At 65.3% G+C, this 23,261-nt stretch carries 13 protein-coding genes; 11 read left to right on the forward strand and 2 right to left on the reverse strand.

Annotated elements, in window-relative coordinates:
• The first annotated feature begins 54 nt into the window (after nt 1-54).
• The 4 genes from AC50X9_RS09665 (at nt 55) to rplL (ending at nt 3,764) form a co-directional block, all read left to right on the forward strand.
• Nucleotides 55-1,170, forward strand: a complete 1,116-nt coding sequence (locus tag AC50X9_RS09665) for a GNAT family N-acetyltransferase (RefSeq protein WP_494892913.1) — start codon at nt 55-57, stop codon at nt 1,168-1,170.
• Nucleotides 1,171-1,262: 92 nt separating this feature from the next.
• Entirely contained in the window at nt 1,263-2,372 is a 1,110-nt protein-coding gene (locus AC50X9_RS09670; protein ID WP_494892915.1) for a GNAT family N-acetyltransferase, read from the forward strand.
• Nucleotides 2,373-2,706: 334 nt separating this feature from the next.
• Entirely contained in the window at nt 2,707-3,315 is a 609-nt protein-coding gene (gene rplJ, locus AC50X9_RS09675) for a 50S ribosomal protein L10 (RefSeq protein ID WP_479810493.1), read from the forward strand.
• Between the two features lie 74 nt (nt 3,316-3,389).
• Nucleotides 3,390-3,764 (forward strand): 50S ribosomal protein L7/L12, encoded by a 375-nt coding sequence (rplL, locus tag AC50X9_RS09680; protein ID WP_494892918.1) that lies wholly within the window; start codon nt 3,390-3,392, stop codon nt 3,762-3,764.
• A gap of 240 nt (nt 3,765-4,004) precedes the next feature.
• Here rplL and AC50X9_RS09685 read toward each other — a convergent pair whose 3' ends face one another.
• Both AC50X9_RS09685 and AC50X9_RS09690 read right to left on the reverse strand, forming a co-directional pair.
• On the reverse strand, nt 4,005-4,526 hold the full coding sequence (locus AC50X9_RS09685) for an aminoacyl-tRNA deacylase (RefSeq protein ID WP_494892920.1): 522 nt from the start codon (nt 4,524-4,526) through the stop codon (nt 4,005-4,007).
• Between the two features lie 3 nt (nt 4,527-4,529).
• Entirely contained in the window at nt 4,530-5,729 is a 1,200-nt protein-coding gene (locus AC50X9_RS09690; protein ID WP_494892926.1) for an acetyl-CoA C-acetyltransferase, read from the reverse strand.
• A gap of 413 nt (nt 5,730-6,142) precedes the next feature.
• Between AC50X9_RS09690 and rpoB the strand changes: the two genes are divergently transcribed.
• The 7 genes from rpoB to AC50X9_RS09725 all read left to right on the forward strand — a co-directional run bounded on the left by rpoB (nt 6,143) and on the right by AC50X9_RS09725 (nt 23,229).
• Nucleotides 6,143-9,661, forward strand: a complete 3,519-nt coding sequence (gene rpoB / locus AC50X9_RS09695; protein ID WP_494892928.1) for a DNA-directed RNA polymerase subunit beta — start codon at nt 6,143-6,145, stop codon at nt 9,659-9,661.
• A gap of 105 nt (nt 9,662-9,766) precedes the next feature.
• Complete coding sequence (locus AC50X9_RS09700) at nt 9,767-13,666, forward strand: DNA-directed RNA polymerase subunit beta' (protein ID WP_494892931.1); 3,900 nt, start codon at nt 9,767-9,769, stop codon at nt 13,664-13,666.
• A 454-nt stretch (nt 13,667-14,120) separates the two neighbouring features.
• Entirely contained in the window at nt 14,121-14,495 is a 375-nt protein-coding gene (rpsL, locus tag AC50X9_RS09705; protein WP_011692814.1) for a 30S ribosomal protein S12, read from the forward strand.
• A gap of 1 nt (nt 14,496) precedes the next feature.
• Nucleotides 14,497-14,967 (forward strand): 30S ribosomal protein S7, encoded by a 471-nt coding sequence (gene rpsG, locus AC50X9_RS09710; protein WP_011692813.1) that lies wholly within the window; start codon nt 14,497-14,499, stop codon nt 14,965-14,967.
• Nucleotides 14,968-15,036: 69 nt separating this feature from the next.
• Nucleotides 15,037-17,151, forward strand: coding sequence for an elongation factor G (gene fusA / locus AC50X9_RS09715; protein ID WP_494892934.1), 2,115 nt, complete (start codon nt 15,037-15,039; stop codon nt 17,149-17,151).
• 241 nt (nt 17,152-17,392) lie between these two features.
• The gene (gene tuf / locus AC50X9_RS09720; RefSeq protein ID WP_069949303.1) at nt 17,393-18,583 is read left to right on the forward strand and encodes an elongation factor Tu; all 1,191 of its coding nucleotides are present in this window, start codon (nt 17,393-17,395) and stop codon (nt 18,581-18,583) included.
• A 452-nt stretch (nt 18,584-19,035) separates the two neighbouring features.
• A complete protein-coding gene (locus AC50X9_RS09725; protein ID WP_494892937.1) occupies nt 19,036-23,229 on the forward strand; it encodes a hypothetical protein in 4,194 nt (1,397 codons plus the stop codon).
• Nucleotides 23,230-23,261: the final 32 nt, after the last annotated feature.

Consider the following 23,261-nt stretch of genomic DNA (forward strand, 5'->3'; position numbering starts at 1 on the left):
CCCGCTTCCGCGGGCGGTCTTTTCCGCATTCCCGGGTCCGGTTAGGCTGTCCCGGTGACTGCCGCGCCGTACCGCATTGAACGCCTCATGGTCCCCGACGCCCTCGACTCCCCGAACGCCGCCGAATTCCTGGGCGTCGGGGAATTGTGTGACGCCCTGACGCTCGAGACCTGGGGCAACCTGGACCGGGCGACGCCGCCCGCGGCCCGGCTGCAGTTCTGGCGGGACAACGACTACCGTCAGGTCCAACTCTTCTTCGTCCGCCAGGACGGGCGGATGGCTGCGCGGTCGTGGGTGCGCTGCGAGGTCCGGGAGAACCTCCGCAGCGCTATGGTCCACGTCGATGTGCTTGAGGAGTTCAGCGGCCGGGGGATCGGACAGGCCCTGCTGCGCCATGCGGAAGAGCTGGCGGCCGCGGCGGGCCGCACCATCCTGCAGAGCTATACGGAGCATCCCGCCGACTTCGACCCGGATGACCGGGACACTACTGTGGGGCCGGCCACCGGAACGGGAGCTGTTCCCGCTGACGCGCGGGGTGTCCGCTTTGCTCTGAAGGCCGGGTACCGATTGGAGCAGGTCTCGCGCTTCAGCGCCCTGGATGTTCCCGCTCATGCCGCATCGTGGGATGCCCTGGAACGGGATGCCCGGTCGACGGCGGGGGAGGCCTATGAGCTGCTGTCCTGGACCGGCCACTGCCCAGATGAGCATGCGGAGCAGTTCGCGGTCCTGATGTCCCGGATGAGCACGGATGCGCCAACCGGAGAGTTGAGCGTCGACGCCGAGCGGTGGGATGTGGCACGGGTCCGGCACGTGGAGGATACGTGGCGGCGGGCCGGCCTGGTGCCGCTGGTGGCGGCAGCGAGGCACCGGCACAGCGGGGAACTGGCCGCCTATTCCGTGCTGCAGCTCACGGAGGCGAAACCGTGGCTGGCCGACCAGGACGACACCCTCGTCGCCGCCGGCCACCGGGGGCACCGCCTGGGCATGCTGGTCAAGATCGCCAACCTACGCCGAATACTGGCCGAGTACCCGGCGGTGGAACGCGTCATCACCTTCAACGCGGCGGAAAACGAGCACATGCTCGCCATCAACGTCGCTCTTGGTTTCCGCCCCGCCGGCTATGACGGTGAATGGCAGCGGGTTGTTACCGGGCCGCCGATGGAACGGTGACCTAAACCGGCATATGCTGGCGATGGAAAGTCCGGCTGCTGCCGGGTTTCCGGTACCCGTGGATGGCAGAACGGCTGGGGAAGATGCCCGGGATGGCAAACGACGTACGGATTGAACAGCTGTGGATTCCCGATTCCTTGGACGGGAAGGACGCGGCCGACTTCATCGCCGCGGTCGAGGTGGGCCGCAAGGTGCGGATGCAGACCTGGGGCAGCGATGATCTTGCTTACGCGCCCCGGGAAAAACTGCTGGAAATGTCCGACCCTTACGAGCGCCAGGTCATCCTCGTGGCCAAGATCGGCGGCCAGATCGTCGGGACCGTCGACATTGCCCTGCCGCTCTCGGAGAACCTCGATTTGGCCGAGTTTGACCTCGATGTCCTGCCGGAGTTCCAGGGCAGGGGCGTGGGCCGGCAACTCCTGGAAGCCGCGGAGCATTTCGCCCGCGACGAGGGCCGCCACACGATCCTGATCGACACGAATCACCCGAGTGCCTCGCTGGGCGACAGCGAAGCCGGCCAGCTGATTCCCGGTACGGGCCTCGGGTTCGTCCCGATGAACAGCCGTGAAGTGGAGTTCGCCCGGCACAGCGGCTACACCCTGCAACACATCGAACAGTTCAGCGCCTGCCGGCTGCCGCTCGACAGTGTGCTCGTCGAGGAGCTGGAAACCGAGGCCGAGGAGGCCAACGCCGGCCGGTACCGGCTGCACCACTGGACGGACCGGTGCCCGGAACAGTGGCTCGAAGCCGTCGCCGCGCTGGAAAACAGCGCCGGCGAGGATGGCGTGCCCGGCGTGGATGACGGCGGCATGGTGTTCGACGGCGGCATCCTCCGCGAGGCCGAGGAAGTCGCCATCGCGCAGGGACGCCGGACGGTGGTCACCGCCGTCGAGCACCTCGCCAGCGGCGAGCTCGTGGGGCTGACCACCATCAGCGTCCTCGCGCTGCGCCCCGACGTCGTGTTCCAGGACGATACCGTGGTCCTGCGGGAGCACCGCGGCAACAAGCTGGGCCTGCTGATCAAGGTCTCGAATATGGAGCGGCTCTCGGAGCAGTTCCCGGATGCCCGGGTCCTCTACACCTGGAATGCCCCGGAAAACCGGTACCTGCTCACCGTCAACCGGCAACTGGGCTTCGCCACCGCCGGCGTGACCGGAATTTGGCAAAAGCAGCTCCCGGACTTCGGCCCCAGCACCAGCTGAACAGCACACCGCAGCGGCACACCGCACTGGCACGCCGGGCCCGATTTGGAGGCCACGCCTCCTCTCGCGTAAGCTGGGGGGACCAAAGACCGTCGGTTGTTGGAAATCCACTCTCCCAAGCAAGACTCACTTCTGCAGTCGCGCCGGGAGAGCCAGTGGATCTCCAGACGAAGGACCCTGAACATAGGGCGGCCGGCGCAGGTGAACGAAGCAAAGCTCCGCAGTCATGGACTGCGTCGAGACAAGCCCCGTGCATCTGCGCGGGGCGTTTTTAGTTTTTAGCTCTTTTGAGCGGGGACCGGGAAACACCGGCACTATCCCCGGAAGGAGGGTTATGGCAACGCCTAGCAAGGTTTCAGCAGTAGCTGAGATCACTAACGATTTCAAGGAATCGAACGCCGCTGTCCTGACCGAATACCGCGGGCTCACCGTTGCACAGCTCAAGCAGCTGCGTGTCTCTCTCGGCCAGGACACCAAGTTCTCGGTCGTCAAGAACACCCTGACCGCCATTGCAGCCAAGGAAGCTGGTGTCGAAGCATTCGACGGTCAGCTCGCCGGCCCCACTGCAATCGCGTTCATCAAGGGTGACGCAGTTGCCGCTGCCAAGAGCCTGACGGATTTTGCCAAGACCAACAAGCAGCTGGTTATCAAGACCGGTTACTTCGAGGGCAAGGCACTGAACGCCAGCGAAGTTGCTGCCCTGGCAGCACTCGAGTCCCGCGAGCTGCAGCTCGCCAAGGTTGCAGGCATCCTCAAGGCTCCTGCTGCCGCCGCTGTACGCATCATCGACGCACTGCGCCTCAAGCTTGAAGAAGAGAACGGCGCACCGGCTGAAGCCGAAGCGCCCGCCGCTGAAGAAGCCCCGGCCGATGCAGCAGCTGAAGCTCCGGCTGACGCCGCAGCTGAGGCTCCCGCCGACGCCGCAGCCCCCGAAGAGAACTAACTCTCTAAACCAGACTCCGGTGCGAAGGCACGGCTCCGGCCGCCCGAGCACCACAATAGGAAGGACGCCACACCATGGCGAAGCTCACCAACGAAGAGCTCATTGCAGCTTTCAAGGAACTGACCATCATCGAGCTCTCTGAGTTCGTCAAGCTCTTCGAAGAGACCTTCGAAGTAACGGCCGCTGCTGTTGCAGTTGCTGGCCCCGCTGCCGGCGGCGCCGCTGAAGAAGAAGAGCAGACCGCATTCGACGTCATCCTGGAGCACCCGGGCGACAAGAAGATTGCAGTCATCAAGGAAGTTCGCGCCATCACTTCCCTGGGCCTCAAGGAAGCCAAGGACGTTGTTGACAGCGCTCCGAAGGCCATCCTCGAAGGCGTCACCAAGGAAGCTGCCGAGAAGGCTGTTGCACAGCTCGAAGAAGCCGGCGCACGCGTTACCCTCAAGTAACTCGCCGCTTCAGAACTGGCCGGGAACCTCGCGTTCCCGATCCGCTCCGGGAAACCCCGTCCACTCCGGTGGGCGGGGTTTCCTGCGTCCCGGGCAGAAACAGCAACGCGGGGTCACTTACGGCCCATCCGAAGCCTCCGGATGGGCCACAGGTGACCCCGCGTTGGTTCTTGTTAACCCGGGGGAGTTAACCCGGCTGCTCTAGTTACGTCAGGTCCGGGGTGGGTCAGCCCGGTGGGGTCAGTTGGGTTCGGAGATGTCCGCGACGACGGCGCCGAGGGCGGCGGTCAGGGCGTCGGCGTCGACGAAGGCACTGTAGCCGTGTTCCCCGGCGCCGAGCGAAACCCTGCGGCCGGTGATGCTCCGGTCCGCATACACCGGCCAGGCCACCGCGCTGCCGAGCGGGGTGATGGTGCCGCGCTCGTAGCCGGTGGCGTCCAGGGCGGCGTCCGCCGTCGGGAGCGAGAGCTTGTTGACCCCGAGCAGGGCGCGGAGCTTAGGCCAGGAAATCTGCCGGTCGCCGGGGATCAGCGCGAACAGGAAGCTGCCGTCCTTGTGTTTGACCACCAGCGACTTCACGATGTCCCCGGGCTGGATGCCGAGGATCTGTGCCGCTTCCGCCAGGCTGCCGGCGGCCCGGCGCTCGACGAGCTGGACACTGAGTCCGCGGGCGGCGGCGTCGGCCAGGAACCGCTCCCGGCCGGCGCCGTTACCAGCCGCTGCGGATTCAGCGCCGGGGTCCGGTGCTGCGGGACCCGTCATGGCTCAGTCGCGGTACAGCAGGAGCGCTTCGCCCTGGCCGCCGCCGCCGCAGAGGGACACGGCCGCCTTGCCGGACCCGCGCCGCTTCAGCTCATGCGCCGCATGCAGGGCAAGCCGGGCGCCGGACGCACCGATCGGGTGGCCGATGGCGATCGCACCGCCGTGGATATTGCACTTTTCCAGCGGGTAGTCGAGGTCCTTGAGCGACTGCACGGCCACGGAGCCGAAGGCCTCGTTGATCTCAATGAAGTCCAGGTCGGCAGCGGACCAGCCGGCCTTGTGCAGGGCGCTCTTGATTGCGTTGGAGGGCTGGGAGTGCAGCGAGTTGTCCGGACCGGCCACCTGCCCGGGCTTGCCGACGACGGCGAGATAGTCGAGGCCGTTGTCCCGGGCGAATTTCCGCGAGGTCAGGACGAGGGCGGCGGCGCCGTCGGACAGCGGGGAGGAGTTGCCGGCGGTGATGGTGCCGTCGGTGACAAACGCCGCCCGCAGCCCGGCCAGCGAGCCGGCCGTGGTGTCGGGCCGGATGCCTTCATCCGCGGCCAGGATGATCGGGTCGCCCTTGCGCTGCTTGACGCTGATCGGGGCGATTTCGCCGTCGAACACCCCGTCCTTGGCGGCACGGGCTGCGCGCTGATGGGATGCTGCCGCCACCTCGTCCTGGGAGCTGCGGTCTATCCCCAGGGTGAGGTTCCTGGTCTCGGTCGAGAGCCCCATCGACTGCCCGTCGAAGGCGTCCGTCAGCCCGTCGTGGGCTGCGACGTCGAGCGCCTGGACCGTGCCGTAGGTCCAGCCCTGCCGGGAGCCGGGGAGGATATGCGGCGCGCGGGACATGGACTCCTGGCCGCCGGCGACGACGACGGTCGCGTCACCGGCCCGGATCATCCGGGCCGCGTCAATCACCGCTGTCAGGCCTGAAAGGCAGACCTTGTTGATGGTCACCGTGGGCACGTTCCAGCCGATGCCGGCGCCGATGGCGCTCTGGCGGGCCGGGTTCTGGCCGGCCCCGGCCTGCAGCACCTGGCCCATGATCACCGAGTCCACCTGCTCGGCCTTTACCCCGCTGGCGGCCAGTGCCGCCCGGATGGCGTGGGCGCCGAGTTCGACGGCGGTGAAGCCGGCGAGCTGCCCGTTGAGGCGCCCCTGGGGCGTGCGGGCGGCGGCGAGGATGACAACGTCATTGTCGTCTGCGGAGTTGCTCATGGTTATCTCTTCCGATCTGTTCGATATACAGCAAGGTTATCGTGACCCCCGTCACGGGGCCATTTGACGGCCGACGGCGGCCATCCTGCTGGACGGCCCCGCCCGTCCAGTCGGGGCGTGCGGGGGACGCCGGGGCCGGTGCTTGCAATCCCGGGCGAAGTGGGGTAGACAAGTAGGTTGCTTTGCCGTATCGTAGATATTTGCGTCTTCCCTGTTTACCTTCAGCCTTCATATAGCGGTGGGCTTAGCCTGGCAGCTGCGCCATCAATGTGCCGTCAACCACGGCACCAGCATGGGCAGCGCGGGTCCCGGGTCATATAGCGGAACCGGACTGGTAGCACTGCGGAGTCACTCTGCAGGGTACATAGCGGGGGAGATCTGAAAACGCCTGAAGGTCTGTGGAAGGATCCCTCTTGGTCGCCTCGAGCACCTCTAATGTAAACAACGCTGCAACCGCTATCAATGCCGACAGTACCGACGGTGCAACCCGCCGGCTCTCATTCGCAAAGATTCACGAACCGCTTGACGTTCCGAATCTGCTTGCCCTGCAAACCGACAGCTTTGACTGGCTGGTCGGCAACGAACGCTGGCAGGCACGCGTAGCCAAGGCCGTCGAAGAAGGCGACCTCAGCGTCGCCACCTCCTCGGGTCTGTCCGACATCTTCGAAGAGATCTCCCCCATCGAGGATTTCCAGGGCACCATGTCCCTGAGCTTCTCCGAGCCGGAGTTCGCTGATCCCAAATACACCATGGCCGAGTGCAAGGACCGGGACGCAACATACTCGGCTCCGCTGTACGTCAAGGCCGAATTCATGAACAACAACACGGGCGAAATCAAGCAGCAGACCGTGTTCATGGGTGACTTCCCGCTGATGACCGAGAAGGGCACCTTCGTCGTCAACGGCACCGAGCGTGTCGTCGTCTCCCAGCTGGTCCGCTCCCCGGGCGCCTACTTTGAGCGCACCGCCGACAAGACCAGCGACAAGGACATCTTCACCGCGAAGATCATCCCGTCCCGCGGCGCCTGGTTCGAACTCGAAATCGACAAGCGCGACCAGGTCGGCGTTCGCCTCGACCGCAAGCGCAAGCAGTCCGTCACGGTACTGCTGAAGGCCCTCGGCTGGACCGAAGGCCAGATCCTCGAAGAGTTCGGCCAGTACGACTCCATGCGCGCAACGCTGGAGAAGGACGCCACCGAAACCCGCGAGGACGCCTTGCTGGACATCTACCGGAAGCTGCGACCGGGCGAGCCGCCCACGGTCGAGGCTGCCCAGTCCCTGCTGGACAACCTGTACTTCAACTCCAAGCGCTACGATCTGGCCAAGGTCGGCCGCTACAAGATCAACCGCAAGCTCGGCATCGACCGCTCCCTTGGTGACAAGGAAGCGTCTGTCCTGCACGTTGAAGACATCGTCGCCATGATCAAGTTCCTGGTTGCCCTGCACGCCGGTGAGAAGACCCTCACGGGCAAGCGCGACGGCCAGGACCACGAGCTGCGCGTTGAGATCGATGACATCGACCACTTCGGCAACCGCCGCATCCGCGCCGTCGGCGAGCTCATCGAGAACCAGGTCCGCACCGGCCTGTCCCGGATGGAGCGTGTCGTCCGCGAGCGGATGACGACCCAGGACGTCGAGGCCATCACGCCGCAGACGCTGATCAACATCCGCCCCGTTGTGGCAGCCATCAAGGAGTTCTTCGGAACTTCCCAGCTGTCCCAGTTCATGGACCAGAACAACCCGCTGTCGGGTCTGACCCACAAGCGCCGCCTGTCGGCCCTTGGCCCGGGTGGTCTGTCCCGTGACCGTGCAGGCATGGAAGTCCGAGACGTTCACCCGTCGCACTACGGACGTATGTGCCCGATCGAAACTCCTGAAGGCCCGAACATCGGCCTGATCGGTTCGCTGGCTTCCTACGGACGGATCAACCCGTTCGGCTTCATCGAGACCCCGTACCGGCTCGTGTCCGAGGGTGTCGTCTCCGACGAGGTCGAGTACCTCACCGCCGACGACGAGGCAGAGGTCCTGATTGCACAGGCCAACGCCCCGCTCGACGAGAACAAGAAGTTCGCCGAAGAGACCGTCCTCGTCCGTGCCCGTGGTGGTGGAGGCGAGCCCGTGCTGGTCCCCGCAGCCGAGGTCGAGTTCATGGACGTTTCCCCGCGACAGATGGTGTCGGTGGCTACCGCCCTGATCCCGTTCCTCGAGCATGACGATGCAAACCGCGCACTCATGGGTGCCAACATGCAGCGCCAGGCCGTGCCGCTGGTCCGTTCCGAGGCGCCGTTCGTCGGTACCGGCATGGAGCGCGCCGCTGCAGTCGACGCCGGTGACGTCACCATCGCGAAGAAGGCAGGTGTGGTTACCGAGGTCTCCGCTGAGCTGGTCATCATGCTCAATGACGACGGTACGGAAACCAACTACCGGATCAACAAGTTCGCCCGCTCCAACCAGGGCAACTGCTACAACAACCGCGTTCTGGTGAGCGAAGGCCAGCGCCTGGAAGTCGGCGGCATCATCGCTGACGGCCCGGCAACGGACCAGGGCGAACTGGCCCTCGGAAAGAACCTGCTCGTGGCATTCATGTCATGGGAAGGCCACAACTTCGAGGATGCCATCATCCTGTCCCAGCGGATCGTGGCGGAGGACGTGCTGTCCTCCATCCACATCGAGGAGCACGAGATCGATGCCCGCGACACCAAGCTTGGTGCCGAGGAAATCACCCGTGACATCCCGAACGTGTCCGAGGAAGTCCTGGCCGGCCTTGACGAGCGTGGCATCATCCACATCGGCGCCGAGGTCGAAGCCGGCGACATCCTGGTCGGAAAGGTCACGCCCAAGGGCGAGACCGAGCTGACCCCGGAAGAGCGCCTGCTGCGCGCCATCTTCGGTGAGAAGTCCCGCGAAGTGCGCGACACCTCCCTGAAGGTTCCGCACGGCGAGTCCGGCACCGTGATCGGTGTCCGCGTCTTCGACCGCGACAACGACGACGAGCTGCCCCCGGGCGTCAACCAGCTGGTCCGCGTCTACGTGGCTGCCAAGCGCAAGATCACCGACGGTGACAAGCTCGCCGGCCGTCACGGCAACAAGGGTGTTATCTCCAAGATCCTCCCGATCGAGGACATGCCCTTCCTTGCCGACGGTACCCCCGTTGATATCGTCCTGAACCCGCTGGGTGTTCCGGGCCGTATGAACGTCGGCCAGGTGCTGGAAACACACCTCGGCTGGGTTGCCAAGACCGGCTGGAAGATCGAAGGCGAGCCCGAGTGGGCCAAGCAGCTGCCGAACCTGCCGCGCGAGAGTGGCTCGACCACTGTTGCAACGCCGGTCTTCGACGGCGCGCGTGAAGAGGAAATCACGGGCCTGCTCGACTCCACCAACGTCACCCGCGACGGCGTCCGCCTGATCAACTCCTCAGGCAAGACCCGTTTGTTCGACGGCCGCTCCGGCGAGCCGTTCCCGGATCCGATTTCGGTCGGCTACATGTACATCCTGAAGCTCCACCACCTGGTGGACGACAAGATCCACGCGCGCTCCACCGGCCCGTACTCCATGATCACGCAGCAGCCGCTGGGTGGTAAGGCTCAGTTCGGTGGCCAGCGCTTCGGTGAGATGGAAGTGTGGGCGCTCGAGGCTTACGGCGCCGCGTACACGCTCCAGGAGCTCCTCACGATCAAGTCCGATGACATTCACGGTCGTGTGAAGGTCTACGAAGCCATCGTCAAGGGCGAGAACATCCCGGAGCCGGGCGTTCCTGAGTCCTTCAAGGTCTTGATCAAGGAAATGCAATCGCTGTGCCTGAACGTGGAAGTTCTTTCCACGGACGGAACCACAATTGAAATGCGTGACTCTGATGACGCAGTCTTCACGGCTGCGGAAGAACTGGGCATCGATCTGTCTCGTGCAGAGCCCAGTTCCGTAGAAGAGGTTTAGCAGGTGATGTACGACGGCGGGTGACCACCCGCCGTCGTACATGACCTCCCTCTTCCCGTAACCCAAGACTTCAGAATTTAGAGAACAAGAGAGAACAGGGACCATATGTCCAGCGAATCCTCCTTCGGCCTCATGCAGATCGGCCTCGCCACCGCGGATGACATCCGTGGCTGGTCTTACGGCGAGGTTAAGAAGCCGGAAACCATCAACTACCGCACGCTCAAGCCTGAGAAGGACGGCCTCTTCTGCGAGAAGATCTTCGGCCCGTCCCGCGACTGGGAGTGCTACTGCGGTAAGTACAAGCGCGTGCGCTTCAAGGGCATCATCTGCGAGCGGTGTGGCGTTGAAGTCACCCGCGCCAAGGTTCGCCGTGAGCGCATGGGCCACATCGAGCTGGCCGCCCCGGTCACGCACATCTGGTACTTCAAGGGTGTGCCGTCCCGTCTGGGCTACCTCCTTGACCTGGCACCGAAGGACCTCGAAAAGGTCATCTACTTCGCCGCCTACATGATCACGAGCGTCGACGCCGACAGCCGCCACGAGGAACTGCCCAACCTCCAGGTTGAGCACGACATCGAGAAGAAGCAGCTGATCGACAACCGCGACTCGGACATCGCCACGATCGCCCGCGACCTCGAGAACGAGATTGCCCGTCTCGAGGGCGAAGGGGCCAAGGCTGCCGACAAGAAGAAGGCCCGCGACTCCGCTGACCGCCAGATGGCAAACGTCCGCAAGCGCGCGGATGCTGAAATCGAGCGCCTCGAGCAGGTCTGGGACCGCTTCAAGAACCTCAAGGTCGCCGACCTTGAAGGCGACGAAGGCCTGTACCGCGAACTGCGCGACCGTTACGGCATGTACTTCGAAGGTTCCATGGGTGCCGAAGCCATCAAGAAGCGTCTTGAGAACTTCGACATGCAGGCCGAGTCGGACATGCTCCGCGACATCATCGCCAACGGCAAGGGCCAGCGCAAGACCCGCGCCCTGAAGCGGCTCAAGGTGGTCAACGCGTTCCTGACGACCAGCAACAGCCCGCTCGGCATGGTGCTGGACGCCGTCCCGGTGATTCCGCCGGAACTGCGCCCGATGGTCCAGCTGGACGGTGGCCGCTTCGCGACCTCCGACCTCAACGACCTCTACCGTCGTGTGATCAACCGGAACAACCGCCTCAAGCGCCTGCTTGATCTCGGTGCCCCGGAGATCATCGTCAACAACGAGAAGCGCATGCTTCAGGAAGCTGTTGACAGCCTCTTCGATAACGGCCGCCGCGGCCGTCCGGTCACCGGACCGGGCAACCGTCCGCTGAAGTCCCTGAGCGACATGCTCAAGGGCAAGCAGGGTCGTTTCCGCCAGAACCTCCTGGGTAAGCGCGTTGACTACTCCGGCCGTTCCGTGATCGTCGTCGGCCCGCAGCTGAAGCTGCACCAGTGTGGCCTGCCGAAGCAGATGGCGCTGGAGCTCTTCAAGCCGTTCGTGATGAAGCGCCTGGTTGACCTCAACCACGCGCAGAACATCAAGTCGGCCAAGCGGATGGTCGAGCGTTACCGCCCGCAGGTCTGGGATGTTCTCGAAGAGATCATCACCGAACACCCCGTGCTGCTGAACCGTGCACCCACCCTGCACCGTCTCGGCATTCAGGCGTTCGAACCGCAGCTGGTCGAAGGCAAGGCCATCCAGCTTCACCCGCTGGTTTGTGGCGCCTTCAACGCTGACTTCGACGGCGACCAGATGGCAGTGCACCTGCCGCTGAGCCCCGAAGCCCAGGCTGAAGCCCGCATCCTGATGCTGTCCTCGAACAACATCCTGAAGCCGTCTGACGGCCGCCCGGTGACGTTGCCTTCGCAGGATATGATCATCGGCCTCTACCACCTGACCACCAAGCGTGTCGGTTCAGCTGGCGAGGGCCGGATCTTCTCCTCCGTCGCGGAAGCCATCATGGCGTTCGACCTGCACGAGCTGCACCTGAACTCCCAGGTCAAGATCCGGCTGGAGGGCTTTGTCCCTTACGCCGGCTGGGAAGCTCCGGAAGGCTACGAGCCGGGTCAGACCGTACTCGTCCAGACCTCCCTGGGCCAGGTCCTCTTCAACGAGACCCTGCCCGCGGACTACCCGTGGGTTGAGAACGTTGCCGACAAGGGCGAACTGTCCACCATCGTCAACGACCTCGCCGAGCGCTACCCGAAGGTGGTCACGGCGGCAACGCTGGACAACCTGAAGGATGCCGGTTTCTACTGGGCCACCCGGTCCGGCGTCACCGTCGCCATCTCCGACATCGAGGTGCCCAAGGACAAGCCGCGGATCCTCGCCGGTTACGAGACCATGGCCGCCAAGATCCAGGGCCAGTACGACAAGGGCCTGATCGACGACGACGAGCGTCGCCAGGAACTGATCGAGATCTGGAACAAGGCAACCAACGAGATCGCCCAGGCGATGCGTGACAACCTGTCCCCGATGAACACGATCAACCGCATGGTGTCCTCCGGCGCCCGTGGTAACTGGATGCAGGTCCGCCAGATCGCGGGTATCCGTGGCCTGGTGGCCAACCCTAAGGGTGAGATCATCCCGCGTCCGATCAAGTCCTCGTACCGTGAGGGCCTGTCGGTGCTGGAATACTTCATCGCCACGCACGGTGCCCGTAAGGGTCTGGCTGACACCGCGCTGCGTACCGCCAACTCGGGTTACCTGACCCGTCGCCTGGTGGACGTCTCGCAGGATGTTATCGTCCGCGAAGAGGACTGCGGCACGGAGCGCGGTCTTATGACCGCGATCGCCGTCGCTGACTCCAATGGCGAGCTGGTCCTGGACGAGAACGTCGAGAACAGCGCGTATGCCCGCACCCTGGCCGTGGATGTCGTTGACTCCAAGGGCAAGGTCCTGGCAGCAGGTGGCACCGACTGCGGCGACGTGGTCATTGCCGAACTGTTCGCAGCCGGCATCACCGAGGTCAAGGTCCGCTCCGTACTCACCTGTGAGTCCAGCGTCGGCACCTGCGCCCTGTGCTATGGCCGTTCGCTGGCCACGGGCAAGACCGTCGACATCGGTGAGGCAGTCGGCATCATCGCCGCACAGTCCATCGGCGAGCCGGGCACCCAGTTGACCATGCGTACGTTCCACACCGGTGGTGCTGTCTCCTCCAGCGGTGGCGACGACATCACCCAGGGTCTGCCCCGTATCCAGGAGCTCTTCGAAGCCCGTACTCCGAAGGGTGTCGCACCGATTGCTGAAGCAGCCGGCCGCATCGCCATCGAAGAGTCCGAGCGCCAGATGCGCCTGGTCATCACCCCGGATGACGGATCCGAAGAGATCGCCTACCCGGTGCTGCGCCGTTCACGTCTTCTCATCGAAGACGGCGAGCACGTCAGCGTCGGCCAGAAGCTCATCAACGGTCCGGTCGACCCCAAGCAGGTTCTGCGCATCATGGGCCCCCGTGCCGCGCAGAAGTTCCTGGTGGACGAAGTCCAGGGCGTGTACCGCAGCCAGGGCATTGGTATCCACGACAAGCACGTCGAGGTTATCGTCCGCCAGATGCTGCGCCGCGTTACGGTCATCGAGTCCGGCGAATCGGACCTGCTGCCCGGCGAGCTCGCCGAGCGCAGCCGCTTCGAGGAGGCCAACCGCCGCGTTGTGTCCGAGGGCAAGACGCCGGCTTCCGGCCGTCCCGAGCTCATGGGCATCACGAAGGCGTCCCTGGCCACCGAGTCCTGGCTGTCCGCAGCTTCCTTCCAGGAAACCACCCGCGTCCTGACGCAGGCGGCCATGGAAGGCAAGAGCGATCCGCTGCTCGGCCTCAAGGAAAACGTCATCATCGGTAAGCTGATCCCGGCCGGCACGGGTCTCCCGCGCTACACCGAGGTCACCGTGGAGCCCACTGAAGAAGCAAAGGCCAACCTGTTCACCGGCCCCAGCGCATTCAGTGACTTCTCCTACGATTCGCTGGGCGGCGACGGAGCTCCCGAGTTCCACGCCATCCCGCTGGATGACTACGACCTGGGCAGCGACTTCCGCTAACCCGGCCGACAGGCACCAGGATGGTCCCGCACCGCAAGGTGGGGGACCATCCCGCTTTAACCCGTCGGTTGCTCCGATAACGCCCTTTAGGGTCCCCAGAACGGCGTTATCGGAGCAACCGATGGGGGAGCGGGGTCCCGATTAAGGGCTGGGACCTGACCGTGTTAGACTTGAGACTAATTGTTATTGTGGCAGTGGATGAGTGCGCCGATTGCAGCTGAAAGGCTGAATCAGGTCGACGTTTCCGGTTTGCAGGGTTCTTGTGCAACGTATGCCACATTTTCGCATGCCTAGGGGAAGTCCGGGACGAAAGTCCGTGGGACCCGGCATGCGGCCCGACTATTAAGGCTTCGTTTCAGCTGCTCTGGAGAGAACTTCAAGGCTCGAGCGGCGGGGCGCAGCGACAAGAGAGCGGCCGCCAACGGCCGCTCCGGATAAAACGGAGAACACGAGAGTGCCTACGATTAACCAGCTGGTCCGTAAGGGCCGCACGCCGAAGGTCAAGAAGACCAAGGCTCCCGCGCTTAACGGCAGCCCCATGCGCCGCGGTGTCTGCACCCGCGTGTACACGACGACCCCGAAGAAGCCGAACTCGGCTCTCCGTAAGGTTGCCCGTGTGCGCCTCAATGGTGGCGTTGAAGTCACCGCGTACATCCCCGGTGTAGGCCACAACCTGCAGGAGCACTCCATTGTGCTCGTTCGTGGCGGCCGCGTGAAGGACCTTCCGGGTGTACGTTACAAGATCGTCCGTGGCGCCCTCGATACCCAGGGTGTCAAGAACCGTAAGCAGGCTCGTAGCCGCTACGGCGCAAAGATGGAGAAGAAGTAATATGCCTCGCAAGGGTCCGGCCCCCAAGCGGCCGCTAGTTCTAGATCCCGTTTACGGCTCCCCGCTGGTCACCCAGCTCATCAACAAGGTGCTCGTTGACGGCAAGAAGTCCACCGCAGAGCGCATCGTTTACGGTGCACTCGAAGGTGCTCGCGCCAAGTCCGGCGGCGACCCGGTCGCAGCCCTCAAGAAGGCCATGGAGAACGTCAAGCCTTCCCTCGAGGTCCGCTCCCGCCGCGTCGGTGGCGCCACCTACCAGGTTCCGGTTGAGGTCAAGCCGGGTCGCTCGACTGCCCTCGCCCTGCGCTGGCTGGTTGGCTACTCCAAGGCCCGCCGCGAGAAGACCATGACCGAGCGCCTCCAGAACGAAATTCTGGATGCCTCCAACGGTCTCGGTGCCGCTGTGAAGCGTCGCGAAGACACCCACAAGATGGCCGAGTCCAACAAGGCCTTCGCACACTACCGCTGGTAATACTTCCCGGACGCCGCTGGCTCAACAGAGCCGGCGGCGAACGTGCAGTCCATCCGAAAGGGAGACACCGTGGCACAGGACGTGCTTACCGACCTTAGCAAGGTCCGCAATATCGGCATTATGGCCCACATTGATGCCGGCAAGACCACTACTACCGAGCGCATTCTGTTCTACACAGGTGTGAACCACAAGATCGGCGAAACGCACGACGGCGCTTCGACGACTGACTGGATGGAACAGGAAAAGGAACGCGGCATCACCATCACGTCTGCCGCCGTGACCTGCTTCTGGGAAAACAACCAGATCAACATCATTGACACCCCCGGCCACGTGGACTTCACGGTTGAGGTTGAGCGCTCCCTGCGCGTCCTCGACGGTGCAGTTGCCGTGTTCGATGGCAAGGAAGGCGTGGAGCCGCAGTCTGAGACTGTCTGGCGCCAGGCTGACAAGTACAACGTCCCGCGCATCTGCTTCGTCAACAAGATGGACAAGCTCGGCGCTGACTTCTACTTCACCGTCGACACCATCATCAGCCGCCTCGGTGCCAAGCCGCTCGTTATGCAGCTGCCGATCGGCGCCGAGAACGACTTCATCGGCGTCGTCGACCTGCTCTACATGCGCGCACTGGTCTGGCCCGGCGACTCCAAGGGTGACGTCACCATGGGTGCGAAGTACGAGATCCAGGAGATCCCGGCTGACCTCAAGGAAAAGGCCGAAGAGTACCGCGCAACGCTCATTGAGACCGTTGCAGAGTCCTCCGAAGAGCTTATGGAGAAGTACCTCGAAGGTGAAGAGATCACCGAAGACGAGCTCAAGGCCGGCATCCGCAAGATGACGATCAGCTCCGAGCTCTACCCGGTGTTCTGTGGCTCCGCCTTCAAGAACCGCGGCGTCCAGCCGATGCTTGATGCAGTTGTCGATTACCTGCCGAACCCGCTCGACGTCCCGCCGATGATCGGTCACGATCCCCGCGACGAAGAGAAGGAACTGACGCGCAAGCCTTCCTCCGAGGAGCCGTTCTCGGCTCTGGCGTTCAAGATTGCGACGCACCCGTTCTTCGGTCAGCTCACCTTCATCCGCGTGTACTCCGGTCACGTGGAAGCAGGCTCACAGGTGGTCAACTCCACTAAGGGCAAGAAGGAGCGCATCGGCAAGCTGTTCCAGATGCACGCCAACAAGGAAATGCCCGTTGACGGCGCTACCGCTGGCCACATCTACGCAGCAATCGGCCTGAAGGACACCACCACGGGTGACACCCTGTGTGATTCCAACAACCAGATCGTCCTCGAATCCATGAGCTTCCCGGAGCCCGTGATTTCTGTTGCGATCGAGCCGAACACCAAGGGCGACCAGGAGAAGCTGTCCACGGCTATCCAGAAGCTCTCCGCTGAGGACCCCACCTTCCAGGTCTCCCTCAACGAGGACACCGGCCAGACCATCATCGCCGGCATGGGCGAGCTCCACCTGGACATCCTGGTGGACCGCATGCGCCGCGAATTCAAGGTCGAGGCAAATGTCGGCAAGCCGCAGGTTGCGTACCGCGAGACCATCAAGCGTGCTGTAGAGCGTCACGACTACACGCACAAGAAGCAGACCGGTGGTTCCGGCCAGTTCGCAAAGATCCAGATCGCGATCGAGCCGCTGGACACGTCCGACGGCGAGATGTACGAGTTCTCGAACAAGGTCACCGGTGGACGTATTCCGCGCGAATACATCCCCTCGGTTGACGCCGGTATCCAGGATGCGCTGAACGACGGCGTCCTCGCCGGCTACCCGGTTGTCGGCATCAAGGCCACGCTGATTGACGGCGCGTACCACGATGTTGACTCCTCGGAAATGGCGTTCAAGATCGCCGGCCGGATGGCTTTCAAGGAAGCCGCACGCAAGGCGAACCCCATCCTGCTCGAACCGCTGATGGATGTCGAGGTCCGCACCCCTGAGGAATACATGGGTGAAGTTATCGGTGACCTCAACTCCCGCCGTGGCCAGATGCAGTCCATGGAAGATGCCCAGGGCGTCAAGGTCATCCGCGCGCACGTCCCGCTGTCCGGCATGTTCGGCTACATCGGTGACCTGCGCTCGAAGACCCAGGGCCGCGCTGTGTACTCCATGACGTTCCACAGCTACGCCGAGGTCCCGAAGGCATATGCCGACGAGATCATCCAGAAGAACCGCGGCGAGTAGTCTCCACGGCTCTCGCAGCAACAAACTCGGGTGCGTTTCCGGTTCCGGAAATTCGCCTGGTGCAGATGGCCGGTTCCGGCCCGGCCGGCGGCCATCTGCACCGACAGACTCGTGGGACTAGTATTAGTTCCTGAATCTGCAATTTCATCAATCCAAAGCCCCCCAAGTAGACTTACTGAAGTTTCGTCGCGACAAGCGCGGTCGAAGGGTAAGTCATTTGAAAACGTTCTAGGAGGAACCTGTGGCAAAGGCAAAGTTCGAGCGGACTAAGCCGCACGTTAACATCGGCACCATTGGTCACGTTGACCACGGTAAGACGACGTTGACGGCCGCGATTTCCAAGGTGCTGTACGACAAGTACCCGACACTCAACGAGCAGCGCGACTTCGCGTCTATTGACTCTGCTCCCGAAGAGCGTCAGCGCGGCATTACCATCAACATCTCCCACGTTGAGTACCAGACCGAGAAGCGCCACTACGCACACGTAGACGCTCCGGGTCACGCTGACTACATCAAGAACATGATCACCGGTGCTGCACAGATGGACGGTGCAATCCTGGTGGTTGCCGCCACTGACGGCCCGATGGCTCAGACCCGCGAGCACGTTCTGCTCGCCCGCCAGGTTGGCGTTCCCTACCTGCTGGTTGCACTGAACAAGTCGGACATGGTCGATGACGAAGAGCTCCTCGACCTCGTCGAAATGGAAGTTCGCGAGCTGCTTTCGGCTCAGGGCTTCGATGGCGATGAGGCTCCGGTTGTGCGCGTTTCCGGTCTGAAGGCTCTCGAAGGCGACCCGGTTTGGGTCAAGTCCGTCGAGGACCTCATGGAAGCTGTCGACAACTCGGTGCCGGACCCCGTCCGTGACCGTGACAAGCCGTTCCTGATGCCGATCGAAGATGTCTTCACGATCACCGGCCGTGGCACCGTTGTTACGGGCCGCGCCGAGCGTGGAACCCTCGCCATCAACTCCGAGGTCGAGATCGTCGGCATCCGCCCGGTCCAGAAGACCACGGTTACCGGTATCGAGATGTTCCACAAGCAGCTCGACGAAGCATGGGCCGGCGAGAACTGTGGCCTCCTGCTCCGCGGTCTGAAGCGCGACGACGTCGAGCGTGGCCAGGTTGTCGTGAAGCCGGGTTCCATCACCCCGCACACCGACTTCGAGGCTAACGTCTACATCCTCTCCAAGGACGAAGGCGGGCGTCACAACCCGTTCTACTCCAACTACCGCCCGCAGTTCTACTTCCGCACCACGGACGTAACCGGCGTTATCACCCTGCCGGAAGGCACGGAAATGGTTATGCCCGGCGACAACACTGAGATGACCGTTGCGCTCATCCAGCCCATCGCCATGGAAGAGGGCCTCGGCTTCGCTATCCGCGAAGGCGGCCGCACCGTTGGTTCGGGACGCGTTACCAAGATCCTCAAGTAGTACTTGCTGATCTGAGTTAGACCTCTGATCGGGTACGCCGTCTGACGGCCCCCGTGAAGCAAAGAACGGCCCCGCTGCACTCGCAGCGGGGCTGTTCTTTTTTGTGCCGGGTCCTGGTCGCCCGGCCGGGCAGGTCCATTTCCCTGGCGAAAACCCTGACTGCTTGAACCTGCCGACCGGGGTCCGTCCATTCGCCACAAATGGCCGCTATGGGGGGCCCCTCACAATGCCGCCTTCGCCGATTCGCCGAAGATGGCCGCTATGAAGCCGCGCATAGCGGCCATCTTCGTCGGATGACTGCGCATAACCGCACGGGCCGGGGAGGTCCCCTCCTGGGAGCGGGACCTGTGGGCGGGCATCCGCTGGCCGCCCAGTGGTGATAGATTTCATCTAGTCATTGGATTTGCTGGGGGCTGAGCGGGTTCGGGCAGCCGGAGACATGAGGGATCTGTATGCCGAGTGCTGTCCAAGCCCTGCTGGTGCTGCTTCTGGTGGCCGGTGCCCTGATGCTGGGCCTGCGCCGGGGGAGGGCGCAGGAACGCCGGCGGGCCAATGAGGCTCTCAGCGGCGCTTTCGCGGCCGGCTTCCGGGCGGGGCACCTCCAGGGCTGGAGGGACGGCGGGGCTGCCCGCGAGCAGCAGGGGTCAAACATCCCGCCCGCACCGGCAGCGCCCGCACCGGCAGCGCCGGCGGCGCCCCAACCGGCGCCGCCGGCGTCCCCCCAACCGACGCCTGCACCGGCAGCGCCCCAGCCGTGGCCCGCGCCAGTTCCGCCGGTCTGGCCCGGCCAGTATCAGCCCCACCTGCCAGTCCAGCAAACGCCGCAGCCCCTGCCCCTGCCCGCCCAGTGGTCGGCTGCGCCGCCGCAGCCCCCGGCCGTTTACCAGGAATCCGAAGCGGAACGTGCCGCCCGCAAGGAGAAACGCGACCGGCAGAACATCAACATCACGCTCTACGTCGCCAGCCTCCTGTTGGTCGCAGCCGGCGCCCTGTTCGTAGGCACCTCCCTGCCGGAGGGGCTTCGCTTCGCCGGCGTCGCCGCCATCACGGCGCTGTTCTATGCCGGCGGGCTGTTCCTGCATGCGAGGGCCCCGCGGCTTCGGCCCGCCGCCGTCGCGTTCACCGGGACCGGCCTGGCCCTGGTCCCGGTGACCGGCCTGGCCCTGTACAACTTCACGCTGCACGACGGCCCCGCCGCCTGGCTGGTCACCTCAGTCGTCGGCACCGTCGCCTATGTTGGCGCCGCGGTACGGATGGAAAGCAGGGTCCTCGCCTACCTGTCCCTGACGTTCCTCGTGTCGACGGCGTGGTCCGGCGTTGCGGTCCTCGGCGGAGCCCTGGTCTGGTATTTCGTGGCACTGATCGCCGTCGCGATCCTGTTGACGCTGCTGGCGCTGTCCCGTCCGCGCTGGGTGCCGGGAGTGTTCCTCAAGCCGCTGATGGACCTGCACCCCTTCGTGGTCCCCTCCGTGGCAGTGGCCGTGACCTTCGTGCCGCTGCTGCTCGGCAAGGGCGAGTACGCGCTGGTCATGTTCCTGTGCGGCGCCTACTTCGCGCTGATGGCAGCCGTTCCGCAGGGCCGATTCCGGGTCGCGCACTACTACGGCGCGCGGTTGAGCCTCACCGTGGCGGCCACGGTCGCAGCCTGGGACGCGAGCGAGAGCCTGCCGTGGACGCTGCTGACCGCCCTCGTGCTGGCGGCCCTCCAGGCCGTGCTCGTGGGCTCCGGGCTGAATGTCCTTCCTGCCACGCTGTTGGGCTCGGCCGGCCGCAGGCGGGCGGACGCCCTCGCCACCTTCGGGCTGCAACTGGTCCTGACGCTGTTGTGGAGTGCTTCGACCCTGTTCGACGCGGCCGTCGACCCGGCGGTTGACGTTCCGGTCTGGGTGCCGCTGCTGCTGGCGCTGCTCACCGGCATGGCCCTCGCGGTGGGCCTGGGCGGGCTGGCAGAATGGGCCCCGCCGGCTGCCCTCGCAATGTCCGCGGCCGTGGGTGACAGTGCCGGCCGCTGGACCCCGGCAGGTCTGCTCCTGCTGGCGGCGCTGTTCTGGGGCGTGCGCTCCCTGCCCGCGGCGGAGCCGCTGCGCCGGCACTTCGTTCTCGCCGCCCGCATCGCGGCGACGCTGACCGTTCCCGCAGCCGTCGCTGCCGTACTGGGCGGTGACCCTGACCCACTCGCCGTGCTCTCCGCCTTCCTGCTGGCCCTCGTGGCGCAGCAACTCGCCACGGCATTCCTCGTCGGGGTGGGTGTGCCCTCGCTGGCGCCGAACGCCAGCCTGGCTGCCTTCACCCTCGCGGCGCTGCCCGCCCTCGCCGGGATGGCACTCGTGGACGACACCCCGGGGAGGGCGCTCACCGGCACCGCTATCATGCTGCAGCTCCTCGTCGCCCTGGGCATCGGCTGGGCCCTGTCCGGGGAGGCGGCGGAAGGTTCCCCCTGGCGGCCCGGCGTCCGGGAGCTGTTGCCCCTGGGCATGGCGGCAGCGCTGGCAGGGATGGCGTTCGCCGTCGTCTCGCTCCGGGCGGGCAATATCAGCCTGGCCCTGATTGTGCTGTATCTGATGTTGACTGCGCTGCGACGCGCGGCACGGCAGCAGCGGTGGAGCTACTGGTGGATGGCCCGGGGGACCTGCACCGTCCTGGTCCTGACGGGCTACCAGCAGCTCCGGCAGGACACCGGCCCGCTGCTGTTCGGCGGCGAGGAACTCGCGGGGTCGTCACTGGCAGTGCTGGTGTTGGCGCTGCAGCTGGCCTTCCCGCTGTTGGCGGAGGCCAGGGGACAGGCTCCCGGCGGCGTGCTCACCGACGCCGCCGCCGTCCTCGGGCTGCAGGCCGTCGCCCTGTCCCTGCTCAGGACCTCCAGCCTCCCCAACGAAGGACCCTCGGCGCAGCTGACGGCGGCGGTCGTCCTGATCGCCCTCAGCGCGGCGGCGGCGGGGTTCGTGCTGCGTGCCCGCCCCGCCTCGATGGCGGTGGCCCCGGCCGCGCTGGCGGTGCTGCTGCTGTTCCGGGCGGGCTCGGCGCTCGACGTCGAGCTGGTGCTGGGTATCTTTGCCGCGTACAGCGCCGTGATGGTGGTGGCCGCGACCGCGCGCACCGCCAAGGGCAGCTATTTCGCTGCGGCCCGGGTGCTGACCCTGGCCCTGGCGCTCGTTCTCAGCTACGACGCAACGGTCTCCGTCACCGCGGTCTCGGTGACCTTCGGGCTGGTCCTTGCCGCACAGCACGTGATCCGCTGGCTGATGCGGCACCGCCTGGTGGAGGTCCCGTTCCAGCAGGCAGCGGTGTGGATTACGCTGGCCGCCCAGACGGTGCTTCCGGTCGGCTACCTGGTGGCGGACCCGGACGACGGCGGCCGCTGGGTCATCGTGCTGCACGTGGCGCTGCTGCTGGTCTCCGCAGCGCTGGCCAGCCGGGTCTTCGCGGCCCGCGGGGCGGCCTACCTGGCGGTCTATGCCGCCGTCTTCGCCACGGTGGCTTTGGGGCCGCTGGCGCAGTTCGACGGCGGCTTCTCCGCCGGCGGCTTCCTTGACCGGCCCCTGCTGAGCCGGGACGGCGTCGTGGTGGTGCTGCTTGTGCTCTCGCTGGCCGCTACCGGCGCCGGTCTGCTGTTCCGGCGGACCGCACGGGCCGACGTCGAACGCTGGCTCTGGCTGGCCGCCTCCGGCGCCTTTGTCGGGACCGCACTGCTGCTGGCGCCGCCAGCGGCTGACTGGCTGGCCGGCGCAGCGGTCCTGGTGCTCGCGGTGGTCCTTTTTGCGGCGTCGCACCTGGAACGCTGGCCGGTGCTCTACGTGCCGGCTGTTGCTGCGGTGCTGGCCGGGGCCACCCTGGAAGCCGCCGAACTGCTGGACACCGTGCCGGGCGCGTGGGGCAGCTACCTGCCGTGGCTGGCCGGCTGCGCTCCGGCCGCGGCGGCGCTCTATGCCATCCGGTGGCTGCGCCGCGACACCCTCGGCACCGATCCACTCCGGCGCTGGTCACTCGCTGCTGCCGCGGTACTGGGCCTTGGCCTCGCCGCGGTCTTCGGGCTGCGCTGGGACGCGACGTCCTGGGCCGGCGCCGCGCTCGTGGCCGCCACCGCCGCAGTGTGCTGCGTCGAGGTGCCGGCGGCAGCCCGCAGGGTGGCGGCGGAACTGGGACTGCTCGCCACGACGGCGGCCGTGCAGCGCGCGGTGCTGTTCACCGGACCCGGCGCCGGCTCCGACTGGCCCGATTGGTTCTGGACGCTGCAGTGGTACGTGGTTCTCGCCGCGGTGCTGGGCGCGGTGCGCCTGGCGTCCGGGAACCGTACGGCGGTCCGGGTGCTGTGGTCAGGCGCCGCCGGGCTGGTAACGCTGTCCGGGCTGGGGATTATTTTCGGCGGCGATCCGGGGAAGCAACTCTGGGTCCTTGCGCTGATGGCCATCCTGCTGATGGCCGGACTGGGCATGGGCGAACGGCTGTTTGTCTGGTGGGGCGCGGCGGGGGTGGCGTTGTGCATCCTGTGGGCGATGCGCCAGTACACCTTCGCGCTGCTGGCCCTCATTGCCGCGGCCCTGATTGCGATCGCCGTCTGGCGGCTGAGCCGCAGCAAGCCTGCTGCTCCCGGGCAGGCGCCCCAGCCCGAGCAGGCGCCGCAGCGTGAGCCGGCGGACCGTGGCTGACCGGGGCGGGACGCTGATAATGTTGCCCCCAA

The organism is Pseudarthrobacter sp. HLT1-3 (assembly GCF_059383535.1).

Bases quoted from the DNA above. Each gene is read 5' to 3' on its own strand.
- AC50X9_RS09670 (WP_494892915.1), top strand. From the start codon at position 1,263: ATGGCAAACGACGTACGGATTGAACAGCTGTGGATTCCCGATTCCTTG.
- rplL (WP_494892918.1), top strand. From the start codon at position 3,390: ATGGCGAAGCTCACCAACGAAGAGCTCATTGCAGCTTTCAAGGAACTG.
- AC50X9_RS09685 (WP_494892920.1), bottom strand. From the start codon at position 4,526: ATGACGGGTCCCGCAGCACCGGACCCCGGCGCTGAATCCGCAGCGGCT.
- AC50X9_RS09690 (WP_494892926.1), bottom strand. From the start codon at position 5,729: ATGAGCAACTCCGCAGACGACAATGACGTTGTCATCCTCGCCGCCGCC.
- AC50X9_RS09700 (WP_494892931.1), top strand. From the start codon at position 9,767: ATGTCCAGCGAATCCTCCTTCGGCCTCATGCAGATCGGCCTCGCCACC.
- rpsG (WP_011692813.1), top strand. From the start codon at position 14,497: ATGCCTCGCAAGGGTCCGGCCCCCAAGCGGCCGCTAGTTCTAGATCCC.
- AC50X9_RS09725 (WP_494892937.1), top strand. From the start codon at position 19,036: ATGCCGAGTGCTGTCCAAGCCCTGCTGGTGCTGCTTCTGGTGGCCGGT.
- rplJ (WP_479810493.1), top strand. From the start codon at position 2,707: ATGGCAACGCCTAGCAAGGTTTCAGCAGTAGCTGAGATCACTAACGAT.